The following is a 19,037-nucleotide window of genomic DNA, read 5'->3' as shown; positions in this document are numbered from 1 at the left end:
GATTCGTTCCTTTTTCAGGCTGTGCCGGCGACGCGCTCTGCCGCCGCATCGTTCGTGCCTCGGTTAGCGGGGGTGGGCGCGCCGCTCGCATGCAGCGCCTCGATCGCATCGACGATGGCCTCGGGCGTAGCCGGCGCGCGCAGTTGGGGCGCGCGCCTGGCCTCGGGCCGAGTCGCCGCAACGGCGTCCCGAATCGCGAGAAAAACGGAGAACCCGAGCAAAAGCGGGGGCTCCCCGACGGCTTTCGACCGGAATACGGTCGGCTCGGTATTCTGATTGCGATAGAGCGCGACGTTGAACGCGGCCGGGGTGTCGCTGACCGCGGGGATCTTGTAAGTCGACGGTGCGTGTGTCATCAGGCGGCCGTCGTTCGACCACCAGAGCTCCTCGGTCGTGAGCCAGCCCATGCCCTGAATGAAGCCGCCCTCGATCTGGCCGATGTCGATGGCCGGATTGATCGATTGGCCGACGTCGTGCAGGAGGTCGGCGCGCACGAGCCGCCATTCGCCGGTGAGCGTATCCACGACGACCTCCGACACTGCGGCGCCATACGCGAAGTAATAGAACGGGTGGCCCGTGAGCGTCTTGGCATCCCAGTGGACTTTGGGGGTGGCGTAAAAACCGTCCGACCAAAGCTGCACGCGCGAGAGATACGCGGCGTTGACGAGCTCGGCGAACGGCATCGACGCCCCGTTCACGGATACCGTGGCGTCGGCGAAACGCACCTCGTGAACGTCGCCGGCCTCGCCGCCCAGGCGGGCGCAGGCGAGCTCGGCGAGCCGCTCGCGAATCGTGCGCGCGGCCGCTTCGGCGGCTTTGCCGTTCAGGTCGCTGCCCGTGGAGGCGGCCGTAGCGGAAGTGTTGGCGATCTTCGACGTATCGGTGGCGGTGACGCGCACCTGTGACAGCGGCAAGCCGAGCGTGTGGGCGACGACTTGTGCCACTTTCGTGTTGAGCCCCTGGCCCATTTCGGTGCCGCCGTGATTGACGAGCACAGAGCCGTCGCGATAGACGTGTACGAGCGCGCCGGCCTGATTGAGAAAGGGCACGTTGAACGAGATGCCGAACTTGACGGGCGTCAGTGCGATGCCTCGTTTGAGCACGGGGCTCGCCGCATTGAAGCGGGCGATCTCGTCGCGGCGCGCGCGGTAATCGCTCGTCGCCAGCAGCTCGGCCGTGAGCGGCGCGAGCACGTTATCTTCCACGCGCTGGCCGTAGGGCGTCACGTCGCGCTCGCCGACGCCGTAGTAGTTCGCGAGACGTACGTCGAGCGGATCGCGTCCGAGCACGCGCGCCACGGCGTCGATGACCACCTCGGTGACGAGCGCGCCCTGGGGGCCGCCAAAGCCGCGAAACGCCGTATTCGATTGCGTGTTCGTTTTGCAGCACAGTGCCGCGATTTCGATGTCGGAGAGGTAATAGGCGTTGTCGACATGACAGACTGCGCGTGTGGCAACGGCGCCCGACAGGTCCGCCGAATAGCCCGCGCGCAAGGCAATCTCGATGCGCAGGCCGAGCAGGCGCCCATCGTCGTCGAAGCCGACCTCGTAACGATAGACGGCATCATGCCGCTTGCCCGTGATCATGAAGTCGTCGTCGCGGTCGGCCCGCAGTTTGACGGGCCGGTTCAGCTTGTGTGCCGCGAGTGCCGCCACACAGGCGAAGACCGCCGACTGCGACTCCTTGCCGCCGAAGCCGCCGCCCATGCGCCGGCACTCGCAGACGACGCGATGCGCAGGCCAGCCGAGCATGTGCGCGACCACCTGCTGCATTTCGCTCGGATGCTGCGTGGAGCTGTAGACGAGCAGGCTCGCACCTTCTTTGGGAACCGCATAAGCGATCTGCCCTTCGAGATAGAACTGTTCCTGGCCTCCGACCTCGAATTCGCCCTGCAGGCGACGCGGCGCCGCGGCGATCTTTTCGGCCGGCGTGCCGCGTACGAGATTGAGCGGCGGCAGGACGTACTGCCGCCGGTCGCGCGCATCGGCGGCGCTCAGCACGGCTTCGAGCGGCTCGTAGCGTACGACGTCGTCGCTCTTCGCGAGTGCGGCGGCCCGCCGCGCCGATTCGCGGCTCGTCGCCACGACGGCGAATATCGGTTGCCCGAGGTACGAGACGAGCTCATCGGCCAGGACAGGATCGTCGTGTACCACCGGGCCGCAGTTGTTCTCCCCGGGAATGTCGCCGGCGGTCAACACTGCGACGACGCCGTGCGCCGCACGTACCGCGTCGAGGTCGAGCGAGACGATGCGGGCATGCGCATGACGCGACAGGCCGAGCGCGACGTGCAGCGTGCCGGCCAACTCCGGCAGATCGTCGGTATAGGCCGCTTCGCCGCTTACGTGCAGCTCGGCGGATTCGTGCGGCAGCGCGACGCCGATCGCGGTCTTGCCATCGGTGCGGGAGCTCATGCGGACTCCCTGGCGCAAGGCGCGTGCGCCTGGCCGAACGCGAACACGTCGAGTTCGGTCGCACCGAGTGGCGCGTCCTCGCGCGTTTCGAGGTAAAAGCGCCGGAGCAGGTTGCGTGCGACGGTCATACGGTAGCGGCTCGTGGCCCGCATGTCCGTGAGCGGTACGAAATCGCCGGCGAGCGCAGCCATGGCGCGCCGCAAAGCGGCTTCGTCCCAGGCTCCGCCCTCCAGTACGGCCTCGGCGGCGCTCGCGCGCTTGGGCGTAGCCGCCATGCCGCCGAATGCGATGCGCGCGGACGTGACGGTGCCGTCGGCGGTCTCGATCGCGAATGCGCCGCACACGGCCGAAATATCCTGGTCGTATCGCTTCGACACCTTGTAGGCGCGAAAGCGCAACGGCGGGCGGGGGCGGGGCACGTGCAGCGCCGCGACGAATTCGCCCGGCTCGAGAGCCGTCTTCTGGTAGCCGAGATAGAACGCGTCGAGCGGCAGCACGCGCTCTTGCGCGCCGCGCCGCAGTACCAGTTGCGCGCCGAGGGCGATCAATACCGGCATGGAATCGCCGATGGGCGACCCGTTCGCCACATTGCCGCCCAGCGTACCGGCCTGACGGATCGGCAGCGAGGCGAAGCGCCGGGCGAACTCGGCGAGCATTGGGTAGTCGGCTGTCAAGGCGGTATAGGCGTCTTCGAGCGAGGCAGCCGCGCCGATGACGATTGCCTCGCCGGTGCGCTCGATCGTTTTCAGTGCGGAAACACCGCCGATATAGATGAGATCGCCCGGCGCCCGCAACTGCTTGGTGACCTGGAGCGCGACGTCGGTGCCGCCCGCGAGCACGCGCGCATGCGGGTGGGCGAGACGCAATGCGGCGAGTGCGTCGACGGTGGTCGGCGCGAAGAATTTCGCGCCTGTTCCATCACCCGGCTTCGCGCCCGCATACTCGAAAGTGCCTTCTCGCTTCAGGCCGAGCAACGCATTGGCGATGGGCGCGCGATCGAGCGCCACGCGCGGGTGGTGCGTTTCGTCGAACATGGCCTGGCACGCGTCCACGATCGGGCGATAGCCGGTGCAGCGGCACAGGTTGCCCGAAAGCGCCGTCGCGATTTCTTCGCGCGAAGGAGCGCCGGCCGCGGGCAGGCGGTTCTCGTAGAGCGCCCACATCGACATGGCGAACCCGGGCGTGCAAAAGCCGCATTGGGAGCCATGGCAGTCGACGAGCGATCGTTGCAGCGGGTGCAGCCTGCCGTCCTTGCCGCGCAGGTCCTCGACGGTGAAGAGCGCGCGGGAATCGAGCGTGGGCAGAAACTGAATGCAGGCGTTGACGGGTTTGAGCACGAGCGCCCCGTAGGGATCGAGCTCGCCGATCACGACCGTGCAGGCGCCGCAATCGCCTTCGGCGCAGCCTTCTTTCGTGCCGGTACAGCGCAGATCCTCGCGCAGGTATTGAAGAACGGTGCGCGTGGAGGGCGCGCCTTGCACGTGGTGCACGGCGCCGCGGTAGTAAAAGCGGATGGAGTGCGTCGTCATAGCCGAATCCTGTGAGGTGCGGATCAGGCGCGCGTTACGCGAGGGGCGGCCATGACCGCCGGGCGCACGTGGATCGCCATCTGTGACAAAAGATAGCACCGCAATAAAGGGAGAAGATCGCGGCGTGCTGATGCGGGCTATCAGCGCCCGCATAAGTACGATGCGCGGCGCGCGCGGAAGTTGCAGGGGCGCGCGGCGGCGAAGAAGGCGCCCGCCGGTATGGGGCGAGCGGCTCGAAACCGCATTGCGCAGCTTCACGCCGCTTCGAGTCGCTTCAAGCTGCGCCAGGTGCGCGGCCGCCGGCCGTGCGGCCCGAGATGATGCGTTGCGCGCCGCAAGCGGCTACCGGCTACCGGCGACCGACCGTGCGTGCTTTACGCGAGGTTCAGGCGCCGCTTGCCGCGTCGGCGCCAGAGGCTCGCGACCACGCAGACAAAAATGAGCGCGAAGGCGATGAGTGCCCAACCGGGCAGCAGGATGCCGAAAATCGGCGGGTAGACCGTTTCGCAGAGCCCGGCCACCTTGAACACGCTCGGCAGCCAACGCGCGGGCGGCAATCCGTCGACGATTGGCTGCAACGTGTCGAAACCGCAGCTGAAACCCGGATGAAGCTGGATCGAAAGATGGCGTACGGCCGTAGCGATGCCGGCCGCCGACGCGATGGCGATCAGCACCTCGAAGGCGCCGATGCCGCGCCAGCCCTTGCAGGCCGCGCCCGCGAAGGCGAAGGCGGCGATCAGCACGAAGAAATAGCGCTGGATGATGCAAAGCGGACAGGGATCTTCCCCCTTTGCGAACTGCAGATAGAGTGCTCCGCCCAGCAGGCCTAGACAGACGCATCCGAGCAGGACGAGCAGGCGGCGCTCGCGGCGCAGCGAAAGAAAGTCATTCATGAAGCGAGGGCTCCGAGGTACGAAATCGATGCATTCTAGTGCTTGGCGCCGCTAGATGGGGTGCCATGCCATGTAGCGCGGTGCGGCGCGGCGGCCGCTAGCGGATCGAGTCGATTACCCGCTCGACGGCGAGCGCTGTCGCGAGCAGCGCGTCGTCGCGGTGCGGACCTGCCGCGAGCATGAGGCCGACCGGCGCGTCGCCGCGCCGGTGGCACGGCAGCGAGATCGCACAGGCGTCCAGCACGTTGAACGCACTCGGGTTGCGCAACACCAGCGCGTTGATATGTGCGTAAGCTTCGTCGTCGCGGGCGCAGTCGGCTACGCGCGGCGGAGCGATCGGCACGGTCGGCGCGACGATAGCGTCGAAGTGCTGCCACAGGGTTTCTTCCGCCGCGTGCATCAGCGTCTCGCGCTCGGCAACGAGATCGAGGTAGTCGACGGCGCGCGCCGTTTCGCCTTTCAGTATCCGTGCGAGCACGCGCGGGTCGTATTGCTCGCGTTGCGCAGCGAGAAAGCGGCGATGCCAGGCATAGGCTTCCATCGCCGAAAAGCCGAAACGATTGATTTCGGGCAGGCGCTCGAGCGGGGCGAAGCGTACGTCGGCGAGGATCGCGCCGGCAGCCTCGAGATGCTTGAGGGCCGCATCGACGGCGGTCGCGACGCCTGGCTCCATGCCGTCGGTCACGTAATGCGTGAGCACGCCGAGGCGCAGCCCTTCCACGCGGCGTGGCGTGGGCACGCGCGCAGGCATGCCGGCGAGCACGCGATCGACGAGGGCGCAGCAGGCAACGGACACGCCGATCGGCCCGAACGAGTCGAGCGTCGTCGAAAGCGGCACGGCGCCTGTGCGCGGAATACGGCTCGCGGTGGGTTTGAACCCCGCGAGGCCGCACAGTGCAGCGGGAATGCGCACCGAGCCGCCCGTATCGCTGCCGAGCGCAAACGCGGCCATGCCGTCGGCCACGGAGGCCGCGGCGCCCGACGACGAGCCGCCCGCAATCCGGCCTTCGCCCGGTTCGTTGCGGCGGTATGGCGAGAGCGGTGTGCCGTAATGCGGATTGAGCCCGAGCCCGGAAAACGCGAATTCCGTCATGTTCGTGCGCCCGACGATAACGGCGCCTGCGCGCTTGAGGCGCGTGACGGCCACCGCGTCGGCTTCGGCCGGTGCCGCATCGGCGAGAACGCGCGAGCCGGCCCGCGTGACCTGGCCCGCCACGTCGAAAAGATCCTTGACCGAAACGGGTATGCCGGCGAGCGGAGACGGCACGACGCCGGCTGCACGCAAGCGATCGTAGCCGTCCGCGGCCGTCAGGGCGGCATTGGCATCGACGTGCATGAAGACCGTTGCTCCCTGGCCGGACGGATCGGCAATGCGCGCGAGTGCGGTTTCCACGAGCGCCCGGCTCGTCGTTTTGCCCGCGGCCAGATCGGCGGCGAGGCGGGAAAGAGGCGGGAATTGGGCGAAATCGATGGTCATGGGCGTCGTCGGGTCGGGTCGGGGCGGGGCAGGCCGCGCCCGTGGCGCGGAGCGATCTTCCGGCCTTACTCGCCACTGCGTCGCCACTGCGGCGGCACGGGGGCAGCAGGGCATTGTAGCGCGGCGCAGGCGAGTGGGCAGTCCTTGCTGGAGGGGCCCGGCGAGCCGAAATTGCCGCCAATTTGCGTGCTGGCGGATAATGGGGGTCCTCATCGCTTCCACGTGCAACGCGTCAGCCTATCGTCATGAGCGAAAACACGCCACCGAAAGCCGGGCAACCCGGCTCGGACTCGTCAGAATTTTCTTCGAGCGATTCGTTCCACATTCCCGCCTCGCCGGCTTCTCCGGCTCCCCAGGCTTCCGCTCCCGCAACGGCGGCATCGTCCGACGTGCGCGGCGGGTCGTCGTCCGCCGCGCCGGGCTCGCCCGCGGCGCAAGCGGCCGCGCGTGCGTCGAGCGATACCCTGGAGAGCGCGTCGGCCGTGGCGCCGGCCAAGGGAGCCGCGCCGCACGCCGCGCAGGAGGCCGATGCCGCCGAAGCGCGCGCGAGCGCCGCGCAAGAGACCGCGGCGCAAGAGGCTGCCGCTCACGATGGCGAGCGGGCCGGTAACCAGAGCGGCCCGCCTCCCGGCTTCGGTGCGCCGCCCGATTTCGAATCGTGGCGTCCGCCGCCGGCGGGCGCGGCCGGCGCCGGCGCGCCGCCTACGAAGCCCGCTTATTTGAGGCAAAACGACTCGCCATGGAGCGTGTTCGGCCGTACCGTTGCCGCGCGTGCGCGCCGACTCTTCGACCGCGCCGGGCAACGCATCACTCAGCGCACCCTGCGCATCGGCGTATCGGCACGCATCTTCCACCCCGAGCCCGGTGCGATGGGCCTGCGAGGCAAGACGTTGCAGTACCTGGAGGAATCTGTGGCGCATTGGGTGATGTCGCGCGATGTCATGGTGTTCATGATTCCGACGGTGGGGCACCAGGGCATGCTGCATCCGAGCAATATCCGGTTGCGCGATTACGCGAAGCACCTCGATGGTCTGCTGCTGCAAGGCGGCGCGGACGTTTCACCGCAGACATACGCGGCCACGGAAGCGCGGGCCGAATGGCCGGGCGACCGGGTGCGCGATATGTACGAGTTGGAACTGCTGCACGAGTTCGTCGAATCGGGCAAGCCGGTGCTCGGCGTCTGCCGCGGCTGCCAACTGATCAACGTGGCGTTCGGGGGCACGCTGTACCAGGACATCGCAACCGAGGTACCCACGGCGGGCGTGCACGTGAACGAGCGCTACGATCAGCATCGCCACTCGGTGCGCTTTCCCGACGGCTCCTCGCTCTCGAACATGTTCCCGGGGCGCCGCGAGGCCATCGTCAATTCGATTCACCATCAGGCGGTGAAGACGCTCGGGCGCGATCTGAGCGTGGAGGCGGTGTCGTCGTCGGACGGGCTCATCGAGGCGGTGCGCTACCGGCGGGCGCCGTTCGTGATGGGCGTGCAATGGCATCCCGAGTTTCATCGCGCGGGCGGGGCGGAGCTGCTCGACTGCACGCCGCTGCTGGACAGCTTCCTGCGCGCCGCACGCGAGACGCGATTCTGACGATGCGCTTTCTGTGTGCGCAAAGGTGTTGACACGATTCAGCGGCTTATACATAATCTCGTTTCTCCGGCGCGCACGATTTTTTAGGAAGCGCCGAGAGACGCAAGACTGCGGGAGTAGCTCAGTTGGTAGAGCGCAACCTTGCCAAGGTTGAGGTCGCGAGTTCGAGACTCGTCTCCCGCTCCAGTTTTCGCGAAGGGGTCTAGCGGGTCCGGTCAACGGGCACGGTGCGGGACACTTTGCATGCAGGTCGAAGCGGGAGTAGCTCAGTTGGTAGAGCGCAACCTTGCCAAGGTTGAGGTCGCGAGTTCGAGACTCGTCTCCCGCTCCAGGATAGGGAAGCTGAGCTTCCCTTTTTGTTTAGTATTTGGCAGCCGAGAGCCGAGACCGGCGCTGAATCGACAAAAACCGCAATCGTTGTGGCCGTGTGGCGGCAACGGTGCGATAAATCCGCTTACGGCGCGATAGCAAAGCGGTTATGCAGCGGCCTGCAAAGCCGTTTAGGCCGGTTCGACTCCGGCTCGCGCCTCCAAATATCGAAGCCCCGACGGTTTGCGCCGTCGGGGCTTTTGTTTGTCTGAGCAAGCGGTGTAGCGTTCGTTCATCGGAACCCGTTTGCCAAGCGCCTGTAGACGCTCCATCAATTCTCAGCGCTTCGGCGTCAGCACGGAAAACAGCGCTTTGGGCGATTCGAATTCGAATGTATCCGTGTCGGACTTGCCTTCGTGTCAGGCTCTGATGAAATGCTCGCCCATCTCCGCGAGCGCGGTTGCTGTGTCCCGACGGATGCGAATAGTGGCGGTTTTCACGTTGCCCTCCTGCGTGTGACTTCCGCGATGAACTCCCGGATCAGTGCTTCCGGGCCGGTGAATCGATAGGGTTCTTCGACGCCGTCGACGTGCCCATTGGAACAGGTCCAACGCGAGCCGTCAGTTGGATGGATTTCGTCGCTGTGTTTGCACAAGCCTACAGCCTAGGCTCGGTTATCGACGCTGGTAGACAACGCCCTGAACCAAGACCTGATCTGGCTCCGGCTCCTCGTCAAAACGTTTATGCGCCTCGGCAATGGCGACTTGATTCTCGTTCGCCCAGTGGACCAACGCCATGACCGGCTTCAACAGCGTTCTTCCCATGTCAGTGAGTTCGTAATCGACACGCGGAGGAATCGTCGGATACATCGTTCGCGTTACCAGTCCATCGCGTTCCAGCCCACGCAAGGTTAGCGTCAGCATCCGCTGGGAAATGCCGTCGATGCCACGCTTCAATTCGTTGAAGCGCCGCGGGCCATTAGCCAGCATGGCGACAATGTAGAGGCTCCACTTGTCGCCGATGCGATCCAGGATTTCACGGGTTGCGAGGCAGCCGCCAGCGTCAGGTGCAGGCATATCGGCAGGTAGCTCAGTGTGACTAAGTGACATGCGTGTGCCTTCTTGTGGGGAAACGGCAGGAACAATACCATCCTTCGTATTAGCTAGTAAGTCAGGATATATCTATTACCTGGTACTTATTTTATACCTAGGGGCTACCATGAGCCACACCCTGCTTGTCACTACCAGCCCGCGCGGGGCTGACAGTCTTTCCACCCGCTTTGCCACCGAAATCGCCGAAGGCATCCAGGCCCGCTCCGGCGGCCTGCTGACCGTGCGCGACCTCGCCGCGAATCCGCCGCCGCACATCACGCCGGCCTACATCCAAGGCCGGATCACGTCGCCCGAAGATCGCACACCGGAACAGGGCGAGGCGGTGAAGGTCGCGCAAGAGTTGGTCGATGAGTTGAAGGTCGCCGATGTGATCGTGCTCGGTTCGGGCATGATCAACTTCGGTCCGTCCTCGCAGCTCAAGGCGTGGTTCGATCACGTCACCTGGCCGCGCGTCACCTTCGGCTACGGCGATACGGGGCCGAAGGGGCTGCTGACCGGCAAAAAGGTCTATCTCGTTACCGCTGCCGGCGGCGTGTTCTCGGAAGGTGCCTGGGCACCGTTCGACTTTCAGACCAACTATCTGCTGCATCTGCTCGGTTTCATCGGCTTGACCGACGTTGAAGTGGTGCGTGTCGAAGGCACGGTTTTGGGCCCGGATGCGGCGAAGGCCGCAATCGCCAACACCGAAACGGCCATCAAAGCCTTATTGGCGAAGGCTGCGTGACATCACGGCCCGGAAAAAACATCGCGCTGTTGTTCAAGGTTATTGCGCGCAAGGGGTATGAGGACATCAAGGCGACTGGCGAATTGGTCGCCAATTCGGACCTGGACTGGACACTGGTGCGCATCCCTACAAATGGATGCCTCGCTATGCAGCCAGCAAGCTTGCGAATCTGCTTTTTATCTTTGAGTTGGATCGGCGGCTGCGCGCGGCGCCACGCGCGCACCTGGCAGAAGTGAGAGTGGTAAACGCCGTCGCGGTATGTAGAAATGCCGTTGCTCACCAGAATGATTCGCGCTCCTGACGAAGCCAACAAACGTTCCGTTTCAGGTCGGCAAACATGCGGCCTCGTGGGGAGTCTTCGCGAATGGTTGCAGCAGGTTCGTCACCATCCGACAGTTCGCGAGAACGGCGTGTGCAGACGTGGCCCTCTCGCTAGGAAAGCGAATGTTTCGGCCCCGCTTACAGAAGGCGCAAGGCGATCGGCAATCGATGCAAGCTGATGCCCCCCAGGTTCTTTCGGATCGCGGCGATCACGAACAGGCCACCCACCTCGATGCCGTTCGCCTGATGCCGCCGCTGACTTATGGCTCCGGCTCCACTGTCGGTCCGGAAGCGGTACCGGAGACCACTGACCCCCCTGGGGACCGACGCCCCGATCTCGGATTGAACCTCGGCTTGCGGCTCATGTTTAAACGCAAGGAAACTCGAATCGATTTGAAGGATGCTCGCAGGCGTTCCCGCGTTAAGTGGCTGCGAGAGAGCCGGAATGTGTTCATCGAAGGCAGCGATGCAGCGGCGTTCGAGCAGTTCGAAGCCGCGCTGGGCATCGTCGAGTCGGCGCCTGTTGGGCGAACCCTCCTCGATTGCATCGACGCCACCGCGACACTCAAGCGTCAGCGGGTGGATGTTTTTCTCGATGGGCATCTACTTGGCGTTATCCCGCACGTTCAGAAAGATGCGGACAACGGTAAAGGAACGGGTTCTGAATTGCATTGCAATTTCTCTGTCGCGCAGAGTCCGGGTGTTTCCTCGGCCGATCGCCTGAAATCCGACGCCGCGGTGCTCTTCCACGAATTGGTCCATGTCTTCCACAATCTTCTCGGGGAGCGGATAAGAGTGGCGCCGAACGACGCGCAAAATCCGCTTTGGCCAGCGTTGCTGCATGAGGAAGCGAGGACGGTTGGCCTGGGTTCCTTCAGCCAGGAAGCGTTATCCGAGAACGCATTCAGGCATCAGATCGGTCTCGCTCGCCGGCCGCATTATTCGCATGACGCTGCGATAATTTATGACGACGATACCGCCGTCGTCAGAATGCAGCGCAGGCGGTTGCTTCCATGAACGGCGCGCTCGTCGAGGCGGCCGTCCTGCGCGTGTGGATGGCAGGGCGCACCGATGCACCTGCTTCGAGCGATAATCCAAGCCTTCGTACACCACAACGTATCCAATGACCGACCACACGTTTGCCGCGCTCGGCGACCTCGAATGGTATTGGAAGCCATTCGCCGAACTCACCTCCGTCGAGGTCTATGACATTCTGGCTGCTCGTAGCGCAGTCTTTGTCGTCGAGCAGGACTGTGTCTATGGCGACATCGACGATCTCGACAAGTCCGCATGGCATCTCTTCGCCTGTCAGCGCGGCGGGACGAACCTCGCTGGCTACCTCCGCGTGCTGTTGCCCGATGCGGCGGAGCCTGACGTAAGGATCGGGCGGGTGCTGACCACCTCTGCCTTTCGTGGTATCGGCCTGGGCAATGCCATGCTTGCCCGCGCGATGAACCACATCGACGAACAGTGGCCCGGCGTGCCCATCCGCTTGCATGCCCAGGCTCACTTGCAGAAGTTCTATGGCGCGTTCGGCTTTCGCCCCGTATCCGAGATCCACGACGAGGACGGCATCGCGCACGTCTGGATGCGTTCGAGCTGACATGCGATAAAAGGCGCGGCCCCGGCCTATCGGCTGGCCGGCGTACTTGCGGCGCTTGCCTGCAGTCGATCGATGCGGCGATCAGCGTGCCGGCTCGGCATTTGACGAGTGCGCGGAACGTTCGTCGATCAGCCGGCTGCGCGCGGAGAGCCGCATCCAGTGACGCAGCGCGATCAACGCGCCGAACACGCTCATCATCGAACCCGGAATCCAGAGCAGCAGCCCGCCGATCTGCTGGTCGCGTATGGGGCTTAGCCAGGTAAAGGCGCGGCCGCAGATCGAATAAATCGGATAAAGCTCATGCGGCGTGAAGAAGATCAGGGCGCCGAGCAGGATCTGCGGCGGGATGGCCGCGACGACGATCATGATGCGCCGCCCCGGTGACAGCCTCGCAGGCGGCGCGGGGCGCGGGTCGAGCACGAGCCACCAGAAGAGCAGCCCGTCGATCACCATGCTCCAGTTCATCACGCGGTAAAGCCGCCAGTCGAGCATCGCCTTGAAGTGAATCGGCGACAGCAGCCAGAAATAGATGAGCCCGACGAAAAGCACCACGGCGACGACGGGGTGGAACAGGATGTCGAGCGTCGCCCGTACGGGCTTCGCCGCCATGGCCGGTTTGAACAAGCGTTGCCGCCAACTGAACGGGATGCCCGCGCGCAGCGCGGCACCCGGGTAAGACCAGGCGATGAAGAACGGCCCGAGATGATGAAGCACCAGGTGCTGCAGGCGGTGCATGAAGAACTCGTGCTCGAAGTAGTAATCGAGCCGGCTGTGGAGCGCGACATAAAGCGCGATCAGCCCGAACCAGAATGCGGCCTGTCGCGGTAGCGACACGCGCGCATGCCGCACGCCGCGTGCAAAGAGAATCGCCGCACCGACGATGGCGACGACGACCGTCGGCGACGGCTCCCACGGTTCGAGCCAGATCAGCCACTGCATAGGAAAACGATCGCCTCGCTACTTGCTCTGCGCTTGCGCGGGTGATTTGACCGGGAATGACGTATCGAGCGTCGTTCCGTCCGAGAACTTCATCTTCAGATGCACCGTATCGCCGGGCGCAACGTTGTGCTTCGGCTCTTCGAGCATGAAGTGATAGCCGCCCGGCGCTGCTTTCAACGTGCCGTGCGCCGGAATCGTCGCTTTGTCCACCATGACCATCTGGGAAGTGGAGCCGTTCGAAATCGTCCGATGCAGCATCACGCTGTCGTAGTCGGGGCTCGAGACCTGCACGAGGTCGACGTCCTTGTCGCTCGTGTTCGTCAGCGTGACGTAGCCGGCGGCCGGCAACTTGTTGGGCAACCAGCGCACCCAGGCGTCGGCTGCGCTGACGGCGGCCGCGTGCGCGGCGGTGGCGAAGGCGAGCAACGAGAGCGCACCGGCGGCGGCCCGGAGAGTGAACGGTAGACGTTTCATTGGCTGAGTCGGCTCCATGAGCGAATCGAAAGGGTTTCAGGAAGCGGTCGCGATGACGCGGCGCAGATCGTGCGCAATCGCATCGGGCGAGTCATTGTCCGTTGCCAGCAGCCGCGCGCGGCCTTGCGCGTCGAAAATGTAGACGGCCGAACTGTGCGTCACCTCGTAGTTGCCTCTCGGATCGCGTTTTTCCATCTGATAGGCCACGCGGTATCGCCGCGCGAGCGATTCGATCTGACGGTCCGTGCCGGTCAGCCCGCGCGCATGGCGCGCATCGAATGCACCGACGTAGTCGTGCAGCGCCTGTGGCGTGTCGCGCGCGGGATCGACCGAGATGAACAGGATGCGCACACGCTCGGATTCCTTCTCACCGAGCTTCGCCAGTACCTGCATCAAGCGCGCCATTGTCTCGGGGCATACGTCGGGGCAGTGCGTGTAGCCGAAATAGACGAGTGTCGTCTGGCCTTTGAAGTGGGACGCGTCCACGGGCTTGCCGTCGTCCGCCGTGAGCGTGAATTGCAGATCGGGCAGATGCCCGGAGACATTCGTCAACTGCCAGGGCGGACCGCTTTGCGAGCAGCCGGCGGCAAGCACCGCGAACGCCGCGGCGGCGAATATCGCACCGGCGTAGTGCAGCGGCGAGCGACGACGGCCGTCGGCAGGCAGGGCGGTGGCATTCGGGGACCTCGGTTCGCGGGACGGCGAATGGGCGGCATGAAGACGTATCGGCATCCGTAACTCGAATTGCGGTCGTGCGGGCGCTTGGGGCCGGCGCTCGTTTGGGCGGGGACGCCGGCGCGGCGGCTGCGACTATAGCGCAAAAGCCGGGCGGGCGTTCGGTCGCGGGGCACGCGTCGCGGCGTCGCGAGACAATTTGCCGCAGCAAGGGGAGGGATGGCGGCGATTATCCATTTGTTCATGCCCCCGCCATCGCTCGAAATCGACCGCGATGCGCGGTAAGATGCGCAAACCCTCCCGGTTGGCGCGGCGCCGCGCCGTCTGCCAACCGTACTGCGAAAACGCTGATGCCGCTGATGCAATCCTTACCGGCTTTCCTGTCTCCGAGCGAGACCGCCTTCTTCTTCGATTTCGACGGCACGCTCGTGGAAATCGCCCCCACGCCCGATGGCGTGATCGTCTCCCCGCTGCTGATCGATTCGCTTGCGCGATTGCGCCGTCTCTCGAACGGTGCGGTAGCCGTGGTTTCGGGGCGTGGCATCGAAAGCATCGATGGCTTTCTCGGCATGCCCGATCTGCCGGTGGCGGGGCTTCATGGCGCCGAACGGCGCGACGCGAGCGGCGACACGGTGCGTCTCGGCTTCGATGATCCGCGGCTGCTGCGCATGGAGGAAGTGCTCGCGGAAGTCGTGCGCGCCAACCCGGGCATGCTGCTCGAGATCAAGGGCGCTTCGCTCGCGCTGCACTTTCGCAATGCGCCGCTCGCCGAGCCCATCGCACGCGCAGCGGCCGAGCGGCTCGTCGGCGAGCATGCCGACGGCTATGTCCTCCAGCCCGGCAAGATGGTGTACGAAATCAAGCCCAAAGGCGTCGACAAGGGGCGCGCGCTGGCCGCGTTCCTCGACGAGCCGCCGTTCGCGGGGCGCAGGCCCGTCTTCGCCGGCGACGATCTGACGGACGAAAAAGGCTTTGCCGTCGTCAACGCGCGCGGCGGCCTCTCGATCAAGGTCGGTTCGGGCGAGACGGCGGCGCATACACGCGTCGATTCCGTCGAAGCTTTCCTGGCGTGGCTCGCCGCAATCGTCGCTTGCGCGCGCGACGATTCATGAGCCGCCTCATTATCGTTTCGAACCGCGTTGCCCCGATTTCCGAGGGCGGCCCGGCAGCCGGCGGCCTCGCGATCGGCGTCTTCGATGCGCTCAAGGAAACGGGCGGCATGTGGTTCGGCTGGAGCGGCGACGTCGTCTCGTCCGGCCAGCCCCAGATTCAGCTGACCGAGCAGGGCCCTGTCACCTTCGCGACCATCGGCCTCGTGCGGCGCGACTACGATCAGTACTACCGGGGCTTCTCGAACGCGACGCTGTGGCCGGCGTTTCACTATCGCGCCGATCTGATCCAGTACGATCGGCAGGACTTCGAAGGCTACTGCCGCGTCAATGCCTGGCTTGCCCAACAGCTCGTCCCTCTGTTGCGGGAGGACGACGTCATCTGGGTGCACGATTACCATTTGATCCCGTTTGCACAGGCGCTGCGGGCCGCCGGCGTCAACAACCGCATCGGCTTCTTTCTGCATATTCCGTTTCCGGCAGCCCAGGTGCTGCTGTCGGTGCCGCCGCATCGCGAGCTGGTGGAAGCGCTATGCTCGTTCGATCTGCTCGGTTTCCAGACCGAGCGCGACCTGCGGGCGTTTTGCGACTACCTGGTGCATGAGGCGGGCGGGACGGTCGAGCGCGAGGCCGGGGCCCCGGCGCTCGTGCGCGGGTTCGGCCGCGCGTTGCGCGCCGCAGCTTACCCGATCGGCGTCTACCCCGATGAAATCTCGCAGCTTGCGAAGTCGGGCGCGCGTGGTAAATCGGTGCAGCAGATGAAAGCCACGCTGCATGAGCGCAAGCTGATCATGAGCGTGGACCGGCTCGACTACTCGAAGGGGCTCGTGGAACGTTTCCGCGCCTTCGAACGCCTGCTCGATCGCTCGCCCGCCTATCGCAATAAGGTCTCGTTCGTCCAGATCGCGCCGCCCACACGCGCCGACATGCACGCCTATCAGGACATCCGTCTGCGGCTCGAGGCGGAGTCCGGACGGATCAACGGGCGTTTCGCGGAGCTCGACTGGACGCCGATTCGCTACATCCACCGCCAGTACGAGCGGCAGGTGCTGGCGGCGCTCTTCCGTCAATCGCATGTGGGATATGTGACGCCGCTGCGCGACGGCATGAATCTCGTGGCAAAGGAATATGTCTCGGCGCAGGACCCGGACGATCCCGGCGTGCTCGTGCTTTCCCAGTTCGCCGGTGCGGCCGAGGAGCTGACGGCCGCGCTGATCGTGAACCCGGTCGATGTCGACGGCATGGCCGACGCACTTGCCCAGGCGCTGTCGATGCCGCTTGCCGAGCGCCGCGCCCGTTATCGCGACATGATCGCGCAGCTGCGCGAGAACAACGTATCGGTCTGGCGCGACAACTTCCTGCGCGATTTGCAGGGCACGGGGGAAACCAGGCGGCGTGCGGTGCGGGCCCGGGCTGCGCGCAAGGCGGTCGAGGCCTGAGCCGGCGGACGCGCGCCGGCATTCGGCGCCGGCCGCACGGCTTGAAGGCCAGAGGTGGTCGAAAAGTCCAGGAAGCCGCACGGCCGGGCTTCGCGCGTTTGCGTGAGCCCGGTGTTCGCCGCGCGTGTCAGGCGACGTGCTCGTCGATCTTGCGTCCGCCGGTATGCAACTGCATACCTTTGCCGTGCTGCTTCGTCAGCAGATCGCGGTAGATGCCGGGGCGGTTGCGCAGCGCTTCGGGCGAACCGTCGTCGATCACCTTGCCGGCGCTCATGACGATGATCCGGTCGAAGTTCTGCAGCGTGGAGAGCCGGTGTGCGATCGCGATCACCGTGCGGCCGACCATGAGCCTGTCCAGCGCCTGCTGAATGGCTTCCTCCGAGGCACTGTCGAGCGCGGAGGTGGCTTCGTCGAGCAGCAGAATCGGCGCGTTCTTCAGAATTGCGCGCGCGATGGCGATGCGCTGGCGCTGGCCGCCCGAGAGCTTGACCCCGCGGTCGCCGACGATCGTGTCGAACCCGTCCGGCATCGCTTCGATGAAGTCCGTGCAGCGCGCCTCGCGCGCGGCCGCGTGGACCTCCTCCGGCGAAGCATCGGGGCGACCGTAGGCGATGTTCTCGTACACCGTCCGGTGGAACAGGGCGATGTCCTGTGGCACCAGTGCGATCGAATGCCTGAGACTTTCCTGTGTGACGCCCGCGATGTCCTGCCCGTCGATCCGGATGGCGCCGCCTTGTGGTTCGTAGAAGCGCTGCAGCAGCGCCAGCACGGTGGATTTGCCCGCTCCCGATTTGCCGACGAGGCCCACGCGCTGGCCCGCCTCGATGCGAAGATCGAAATGATCGAGGATCGGGCGGCGGCGCGGATAGGCGAACGTGACGCCGTCGAATGCCACTTCTCCGCCGTTCGTTCTGAGTTCGGTCGCGTCTTCGCGGTCCGGCATGCCATGCGGTTCGAGCAGTGTCTTTACGGCTTCCGCGAGCCGCGCGACGTGCTGGGTTACGTCGACGAGCGCCACGGCAAGATCGCGCGTGCCATGCAGGATCGTGAAGCCGAGCGAGCTCACGAGCACGATGTCGCCCGAAGTTGCCCGCCCCTGGTTCCACAGCCACAGCGCCCAGCCGAGCAGCCCTGCCGAGAGGAACGCGGTGATGACGGCATGCAGGAGCCGCAATCGCTCGAGGTATAGCAGGCTTTGCTGGCGTGCGTCCATTTCCGCCTTGACCGTCGCGCCGAAACGTTGCTGCTCGCGAAACGTCATGCCGAACGCGCGCACGAGGCCCATGTTCGCGATGACGTCCACGAGCTCGCCGTCAACGGCGGCGGCTTTTGCCGCGAAATGCTGGTGACGCGACGAGCCGCGGCCGGCGAGCTTGAACAGCACGATGGCGAGGATCGCGGAGCAGCCCATCAGGCAAGCGGCCATGACCGGGTTCACGGTCACGATCATCACGATGGCACCGAGCACGGCGATGCATGGCGGCAGCACGTTCCACGCCATCGTGTTCTCGGACGTGTAGACGGCGTTCGACGTAGCCGTGATGCGGCTCGCGAGCGTACCTGGCTGCCGCTCGGCGAAATAGGTGGGCGAGTGCCCGCTCAGATACTGGAACAAATCGCGGCGCAGATCGCCCGTCACGTTGACGAAGGCGTGCGCCGCGACCCAGCCGCCGACCCGCCACAGCAGGTTGTCTGCCGCGATCAGCCCGACCAGGATCGCGAAGGCCGTCCACAGCGGCCCCGGATGGTTGCGCCCGGCACCGAGCACGTCGATCAGGTGCTTGATCGCGTACTGCGAGGCGAGCGCGCAGCCGACGGCGGCGAACACGCTCGCCAGCACGATGGCGTGCGCGAGGGGGTGACGGCGGATGTAGCTCAACAAGAACGCGAGAGGCCGCTCGGCGTAGCTCGAAAGCCTGGCGTTGCGGGCGTTACGCTCGGCGACGGTCAAGTGTTCCAATGTGTCGTGCGGTGTACGCGATACGGGTGAAGTCATGAAAAGGATAGTCTGCGGATGGCGCACCGCGAGCCAATATTGAGATGGTTTGGCCAGCCGCCATTGTAAACATCCACGTAGTTGTGCGTGGGTTCGGCGGACATCGGCTGCCAAGCGTTGGATGCAAGCAACGTGCAATGCCGCACTGCATCGAAATTCGCCGTCCGGTCTTGCCGGCGACGGCCCGCCCCGAAAAGACGGCCCAAAGTGCCGCCGGGTACGGGTTACAATGGCAGGTTCGCTTATGTCGTGCGTGGTTGCCCCGCACGCCTCTACACCGGCAAAGCGAGCCACGCGTGCCTTCCTGTCTGCGTGCGGGCAAGACGCGCGGGCAAAGCGACAGTGCCCCAGTGTAGGCGAGGTGCCTGGAATCAAGATTGACAGAGTGTTTCTTGATTGTAACAATGTAAAATTTTTGAAAGGCTCTGCGGTGCAGC

Annotated in this window: 16 protein-coding genes and 3 tRNA genes; 10 read left to right on the top strand and 9 right to left on the bottom strand. The window is 65.2% G+C overall.

What is annotated here, in order from left to right; all coding sequences use genetic code 11:
* Window positions 1-14: 14 nt before the first annotated feature.
* The 4 genes from xdhB to U0034_RS04150 all read right to left on the bottom strand — a co-directional run bounded on the left by xdhB (window position 15) and on the right by U0034_RS04150 (window position 6,310).
* Window positions 15-2,411 (bottom strand): xanthine dehydrogenase molybdopterin binding subunit, encoded by a 2,397-nt coding sequence (gene xdhB / locus U0034_RS04165; RefSeq protein ID WP_085224048.1) that lies wholly within the window; start codon window positions 2,409-2,411, stop codon window positions 15-17.
* Window positions 2,408-3,940, bottom strand: a complete 1,533-nt coding sequence (xdhA, locus tag U0034_RS04160; RefSeq protein WP_085224050.1) for a xanthine dehydrogenase small subunit — start codon at window positions 3,938-3,940, stop codon at window positions 2,408-2,410. Before xdhA ends, xdhB begins: the two co-directional genes overlap by 4 nt.
* 374 nt (window positions 3,941-4,314) lie before the next feature.
* Window positions 4,315-4,833 (bottom strand): disulfide bond formation protein B, encoded by a 519-nt coding sequence (locus U0034_RS04155; RefSeq protein WP_085224053.1) that lies wholly within the window; start codon window positions 4,831-4,833, stop codon window positions 4,315-4,317.
* A 97-nt stretch (window positions 4,834-4,930) separates the two neighbouring features.
* Window positions 4,931-6,310 carry an amidase gene (locus U0034_RS04150; protein WP_085224054.1) on the bottom strand — a complete coding sequence of 460 codons (1,380 nt, stop codon included), beginning with the start codon at window positions 6,308-6,310 and terminating at the stop codon, window positions 4,931-4,933.
* Window positions 6,311-6,555: 245 nt separating this feature from the next.
* Here U0034_RS04150 and U0034_RS04145 point away from each other — a divergent pair, with 245 nt between their 5' ends.
* The 4 genes from U0034_RS04145 (at window position 6,556) to U0034_RS04130 (ending at window position 8,431) form a co-directional block, all read left to right on the top strand.
* Entirely contained in the window at window positions 6,556-7,899 is a 1,344-nt protein-coding gene (locus U0034_RS04145; protein WP_085224056.1) for a gamma-glutamyl-gamma-aminobutyrate hydrolase family protein, read from the top strand.
* A 110-nt stretch (window positions 7,900-8,009) separates the two neighbouring features.
* A tRNA-Gly gene (locus U0034_RS04140) sits at window positions 8,010-8,085 on the top strand.
* Between the two features lie 69 nt (window positions 8,086-8,154).
* Window positions 8,155-8,230, top strand: a tRNA-Gly gene (locus U0034_RS04135).
* A 127-nt stretch (window positions 8,231-8,357) separates the two neighbouring features.
* A tRNA-Cys gene (locus U0034_RS04130) sits at window positions 8,358-8,431 on the top strand.
* A 451-nt stretch (window positions 8,432-8,882) separates the two neighbouring features.
* On the opposite strand, the gene U0034_RS04125 is transcribed toward U0034_RS04130, so the two are convergent.
* Window positions 8,883-9,317, bottom strand: a complete 435-nt coding sequence (locus U0034_RS04125; protein WP_085224058.1) for a winged helix-turn-helix transcriptional regulator — start codon at window positions 9,315-9,317, stop codon at window positions 8,883-8,885.
* Window positions 9,318-9,426: 109 nt separating this feature from the next.
* Here U0034_RS04125 and U0034_RS04120 point away from each other — a divergent pair, with 109 nt between their 5' ends.
* The 4 genes from U0034_RS04120 to U0034_RS04105 all read left to right on the top strand — a co-directional run bounded on the left by U0034_RS04120 (window position 9,427) and on the right by U0034_RS04105 (window position 11,968).
* On the top strand, window positions 9,427-10,044 hold the full coding sequence (locus U0034_RS04120; protein ID WP_085224060.1) for an FMN-dependent NADH-azoreductase: 618 nt from the start codon (window positions 9,427-9,429) through the stop codon (window positions 10,042-10,044).
* Window positions 10,041-10,280 (top strand): NAD(P)-dependent oxidoreductase, encoded by a 240-nt coding sequence (locus U0034_RS04115; protein WP_085224063.1) that lies wholly within the window; start codon window positions 10,041-10,043, stop codon window positions 10,278-10,280. Before U0034_RS04120 ends, U0034_RS04115 begins: the two co-directional genes overlap by 4 nt.
* Window positions 10,281-10,533: 253 nt before the next feature.
* Window positions 10,534-11,382 (top strand): M91 family zinc metallopeptidase, encoded by an 849-nt coding sequence (locus U0034_RS04110; protein ID WP_158243544.1) that lies wholly within the window; start codon window positions 10,534-10,536, stop codon window positions 11,380-11,382.
* A gap of 106 nt (window positions 11,383-11,488) precedes the next feature.
* A complete protein-coding gene (locus tag U0034_RS04105; RefSeq protein ID WP_085224065.1) occupies window positions 11,489-11,968 on the top strand; it encodes a GNAT family N-acetyltransferase in 480 nt (159 codons plus the stop codon).
* 81 nt (window positions 11,969-12,049) lie between these two features.
* On the opposite strand, the gene U0034_RS04100 is transcribed toward U0034_RS04105, so the two are convergent.
* From U0034_RS04100 to U0034_RS04090, 3 genes are read right to left on the bottom strand one after another with little or no spacing between them, the layout of a single operon-like run.
* The gene (locus tag U0034_RS04100; RefSeq protein ID WP_085224067.1) at window positions 12,050-12,907 is read right to left on the bottom strand and encodes a cytochrome c oxidase assembly protein; all 858 of its coding nucleotides are present in this window, start codon (window positions 12,905-12,907) and stop codon (window positions 12,050-12,052) included.
* An 18-nt stretch (window positions 12,908-12,925) separates the two neighbouring features.
* Window positions 12,926-13,381: a copper chaperone PCu(A)C gene (locus U0034_RS04095; RefSeq protein ID WP_085224069.1), complete on the bottom strand. Its 456-nt coding sequence runs from the start codon at window positions 13,379-13,381 to the stop codon at window positions 12,926-12,928.
* A 36-nt stretch (window positions 13,382-13,417) separates the two neighbouring features.
* A complete protein-coding gene (locus U0034_RS04090) occupies window positions 13,418-14,113 on the bottom strand; it encodes an SCO family protein (RefSeq protein WP_085224071.1) in 696 nt (231 codons plus the stop codon).
* 302 nt (window positions 14,114-14,415) lie between these two features.
* Between U0034_RS04090 and otsB the strand changes: the two genes are divergently transcribed.
* Both otsB and otsA read left to right on the top strand, forming a co-directional pair.
* Window positions 14,416-15,168, top strand: coding sequence for a trehalose-phosphatase (gene otsB / locus U0034_RS04085; protein ID WP_085224487.1), 753 nt, complete (start codon window positions 14,416-14,418; stop codon window positions 15,166-15,168).
* Window positions 15,165-16,604 (top strand): alpha,alpha-trehalose-phosphate synthase (UDP-forming), encoded by a 1,440-nt coding sequence (otsA, locus tag U0034_RS04080; protein WP_085224073.1) that lies wholly within the window; start codon window positions 15,165-15,167, stop codon window positions 16,602-16,604. Before otsB ends, otsA begins: the two co-directional genes overlap by 4 nt.
* Before the next feature lie 127 nt (window positions 16,605-16,731).
* Here otsA and U0034_RS04075 read toward each other — a convergent pair whose 3' ends face one another.
* On the bottom strand, window positions 16,732-18,600 hold the full coding sequence (locus U0034_RS04075; protein ID WP_085224076.1) for an ABC transporter ATP-binding protein: 1,869 nt from the start codon (window positions 18,598-18,600) through the stop codon (window positions 16,732-16,734).
* Window positions 18,601-19,037 lie beyond the last annotated feature (437 nt).

It is taken from the genome of Trinickia caryophylli (assembly GCF_034424545.1).
GTDB classification, from domain to species: domain Bacteria; phylum Pseudomonadota; class Gammaproteobacteria; order Burkholderiales; family Burkholderiaceae; genus Trinickia; species Trinickia caryophylli.
The sequence above is the reverse complement of the archived record's forward strand: the minus strand, read 5'-3'. Positions and strand labels throughout refer to the sequence as shown.

What these genes read in the sequence shown, in the direction of transcription:
- xdhB (WP_085224048.1), bottom strand. Translation starts at nt 2,411, where the DNA reads ATGAGCTCCCGCACCGATGGCAAGACCGCGATCGGCGTCGCGCTGCCG.
- xdhA (WP_085224050.1), bottom strand. Translation starts at nt 3,940, where the DNA reads ATGACGACGCACTCCATCCGCTTTTACTACCGCGGCGCCGTGCACCAC.
- U0034_RS04155 (WP_085224053.1), bottom strand. Translation starts at nt 4,833, where the DNA reads ATGAATGACTTTCTTTCGCTGCGCCGCGAGCGCCGCCTGCTCGTCCTG.
- U0034_RS04150 (WP_085224054.1), bottom strand. Translation starts at nt 6,310, where the DNA reads ATGACCATCGATTTCGCCCAATTCCCGCCTCTTTCCCGCCTCGCCGCC.
- U0034_RS04145 (WP_085224056.1), top strand. Translation starts at nt 6,556, where the DNA reads ATGAGCGAAAACACGCCACCGAAAGCCGGGCAACCCGGCTCGGACTCG.
- U0034_RS04125 (WP_085224058.1), bottom strand. Translation starts at nt 9,317, where the DNA reads ATGTCACTTAGTCACACTGAGCTACCTGCCGATATGCCTGCACCTGAC.
- U0034_RS04120 (WP_085224060.1), top strand. Translation starts at nt 9,427, where the DNA reads ATGAGCCACACCCTGCTTGTCACTACCAGCCCGCGCGGGGCTGACAGT.
- U0034_RS04110 (WP_158243544.1), top strand. Translation starts at nt 10,534, where the DNA reads ATGCAAGCTGATGCCCCCCAGGTTCTTTCGGATCGCGGCGATCACGAA.
- U0034_RS04105 (WP_085224065.1), top strand. Translation starts at nt 11,489, where the DNA reads ATGACCGACCACACGTTTGCCGCGCTCGGCGACCTCGAATGGTATTGG.
- U0034_RS04100 (WP_085224067.1), bottom strand. Translation starts at nt 12,907, where the DNA reads ATGCAGTGGCTGATCTGGCTCGAACCGTGGGAGCCGTCGCCGACGGTC.
- U0034_RS04095 (WP_085224069.1), bottom strand. Translation starts at nt 13,381, where the DNA reads ATGAAACGTCTACCGTTCACTCTCCGGGCCGCCGCCGGTGCGCTCTCG.
- U0034_RS04090 (WP_085224071.1), bottom strand. Translation starts at nt 14,113, where the DNA reads ATGCCGATACGTCTTCATGCCGCCCATTCGCCGTCCCGCGAACCGAGG.
- otsB (WP_085224487.1), top strand. Translation starts at nt 14,416, where the DNA reads ATGCAATCCTTACCGGCTTTCCTGTCTCCGAGCGAGACCGCCTTCTTC.
- otsA (WP_085224073.1), top strand. Translation starts at nt 15,165, where the DNA reads ATGAGCCGCCTCATTATCGTTTCGAACCGCGTTGCCCCGATTTCCGAG.
- U0034_RS04075 (WP_085224076.1), bottom strand. Translation starts at nt 18,600, where the DNA reads ATGACTTCACCCGTATCGCGTACACCGCACGACACATTGGAACACTTG.